Consider the following 2786-nt stretch of genomic DNA (forward strand, 5'->3'; position numbering starts at 1 on the left):
CTTCTCCGCACAGGAAGCCGCCATAAATGCGCAAAAGTTCGGGGCTGTGGATACCGGGCGCAGACGTACGGGAAATGCGCTGAGATGGAGCATGCCCCGATACGCTCAGTTGCCCGAGGACCTTCATGGTCGGTCCTTCACTTTGCGGCAGGCACTCGACGTGGACCTGACCAGGAGCCGGACGCGTGCCAGGGATCTGGTGACCCCGAGCCGCGAAGTGCGCGTTCCGGTCGGCGTTGCGCAACCGGTGCTGTCGCGTTGCAGGCCCTATGTGGAACTGCTCCCGGGGAGTTTCGTATCGCATACGACTGCGGCAGAAGTTCACAAGATTCACCTGCCATCCTGGATTTCCCGCGAGCGCCTTCACCTGTCACGCGGCAAGCAGTCAGCTGCACCGCGAAGGAAAGGCGTGACAGGCCACCGGCTCGACGTCTCTGACGGTGATGTCGTCGAGGTTGACGGCGTGGCGGTTACTTCCGTCTCTCGAACCTGGCTTGACCTTGCAACAGTGCTCCCTCTTGAGGATCTGATTGTTGCGGGAGACCAGATTGTGAGCGAGCACGTCCGCTCTTTTGGCCCGCTGAAGACAGCTATGGTGCCCAGGCACGAACTGTCCGGATTTGTGGCGACACACGGACGGAGTTGGGGAATCCAGAAGGCGCGGCAGGCTTTAGACCGCCTGCGGGTCGGCGTGGACTCGCCTCCCGAGACGCTGGTTCGCCTGACTCTGGAAGACGCCGGCTTGCCGGAATTCGCGGTCAACTACCCGCTGCGCGACCGGCATGGGTCGATTGTTGCGTGGACGGATCTCGGCTGTGAGACATTCCAGACCTGTCTCGAATACGACGGCGAACATCACCTGACGCCGGAACAGCAGGCCCGGGATATGGCTCGGGACGCCAAGGTCGCCGAAGTCGGGTGGGCGCAGGTGAAGCTGAACCGGCTCGATCTGCAGGAAGGTGGCTGGCGGATCGTTGCGAAGGTCCGGAAGACGCTCTTACGTCAGGGCTGGCGCCAGGGAACCCCGGAACTTCTGCGCAGCTCGGGTGGCTTGCCCCGACGAGAACCCGCCTGATCTGCGCAAAAGTTCGGGGAGGTACGTAACTTCCCGGAACATTTGTGCACGTCCGGCGACGTGTCGGCCGGTTAAGCCACCAGACATGCGCAAAAGTTCGGGGAAGAGTGGGATGGGTCAGCGGCTCCGCTGGCGTAGCCGCTGGATGTCGAGAATGACGACGGCGCGGGCCTCAAGGCGGAGCCAGCCGCGCTGCACAAACTCGGCGAGGGCCTTGTTCACCGTTTCGCGGGAAGCACCGACGAGTTGCGCCAGTTCCTCCTGGGTGAGCTCGTGCGCCACCAGGATGCCGTCGGTCGCGGGCCTGCCGAAGCGGTCCGCGAGGTCGAGCAGCGCCTTGGCAACGCGGCCCGGAACGTCCGAGAACACCAGGTCCGCCAGCGACTCGTTGGTGCGGCGCAACCTGCGCGCGAGGGCCTGCAGAAGCTGGGCTGACACCTCAGGGCGGGTCTCGAGAAGCGCACGGAGGTTTTCATTCTTCAGGCCTGCGAGCCGGGTCTCTGACACTGCGGTAGCTGTTGCGGTACGCGGGCTCGGATCGAACAGTGCCATTTCGCCGAAGAGTTCGCCGGGGCCGAGGATTGCCAGCAGGTTCTCGCGGCCGTCCTGTGCGGTGCGGCCAAGCTTGATTTTGCCGGAGACGATGAAGTAGAGCTGGTCGCCCTGGTCTCCCTCCCGGAAGACTGATGCGCCGCGGGAGAGATCCACTTCGGTCAACTCATCGGTGAGTGCCGCAAAGACCTCGTCACCCAGCGAAGCGAACAGGGGCGCCCTGCGCAGTACCTCAATATCCATGAAATCTCCTCGGTGTAATGCAACTGCATGATGAAAACTGGCCAGATTACCGTCTTTCCCCATCTTGCCGTACGCGGGGACGTTGTGACACCTGCTACACGCATGTTCGCCGAGGGGAAAGGTAAATCACGTTCCCGTGGGGGGACTGTCGGACCGGGAACGTAGAATTGAACCTGTTGGGGAAGTACGGCGCTTCCTGAAAGGGGAGTGACGTGTTCGGCTTGACGCTCCTGGATATCCTCCTGGTCCTGATGCTGATCGGATACCTGATCGCCGGCCTGAAGAACGGGTTCCTCGTCACGCTCGGAGGGATCATCGGATTCGGCGCAGGCGCCGTAGCCGCATTCTTCGCCATCCCCCTGGTGAGCGCCTGGGTGTCCGAGGACAGCTGGAGACTGGCCGCGGTCATCGCCACAGCGCTGCTTCTTGTCATTATCGGACAGGCCCTCGGCGCCGGCCTCGGACGTGCGCTCAGCAGCAGGACGGGCTCGGTGCCGGTCCGCGTGATCGACCGTCTGCTGGGAGGCGCCACCAACGTCGTCGTCGCTGCCCTGGTCCTGGCCATGCTGGCATTCAGTATGAGCACCATGGGCGTGCCGTTCCTGTCCCAGTCCATCGCGTCGTCGAAGGTGTTGGGCACCATCGATACGCTGACGCCGTCGCCGGTGCGCACCTGGATGGCACAGATCCGCTCCATCGCTGTCGCCGACGGCATTCCCACGCTCCTGGAGTCTGTGGCGCCCGCAACTCCGGCGCCCATTCCCGATGCGTCGGTGGACACCCCGGAACTGGCAGCGGCGTCGGCGTCCGTTCTGCGGATCGCGGGCACCGCGTTCCAGTGCGGCCAGAACCAGACAGGATCGGGGTTCGTCGTCGCGCCCGGCCGGGTCGTCACCAACGCCCACGTCGTGGCGGC

Annotated in this window: 3 protein-coding genes; 2 read left to right on the forward strand and 1 reads right to left on the reverse strand. The window is 64.0% G+C overall.

Annotated elements, in window-relative coordinates:
* Positions 1-409: 409 nt before the first annotated feature.
* Entirely contained in the window at positions 410-1075 is a 666-nt protein-coding gene (locus X803_RS17835) for a hypothetical protein (protein ID WP_051470454.1), read from the forward strand.
* 117 nt (positions 1076-1192) lie between these two features.
* On the opposite strand, the gene X803_RS0104645 is transcribed toward X803_RS17835, so the two are convergent.
* Positions 1193-1870 (reverse strand): Crp/Fnr family transcriptional regulator, encoded by a 678-nt coding sequence (locus X803_RS0104645; RefSeq protein WP_026544229.1) that lies wholly within the window; start codon positions 1868-1870, stop codon positions 1193-1195.
* A gap of 212 nt (positions 1871-2082) precedes the next feature.
* On the opposite strand from X803_RS0104645, the gene X803_RS17840 reads away from it, so the two are divergent.
* Positions 2083-2786 (forward strand): CvpA family protein (locus X803_RS17840; protein ID WP_035777924.1); only part of this gene is annotated, 704 nt, incomplete at its 3' end.

The organism is Arthrobacter sp. 35/47, from assembly GCF_000520475.1.
In the GTDB taxonomy this organism is placed as follows: Bacteria; Actinomycetota; Actinomycetes; order Actinomycetales; family Micrococcaceae; genus Arthrobacter_D; species Arthrobacter_D subterraneus.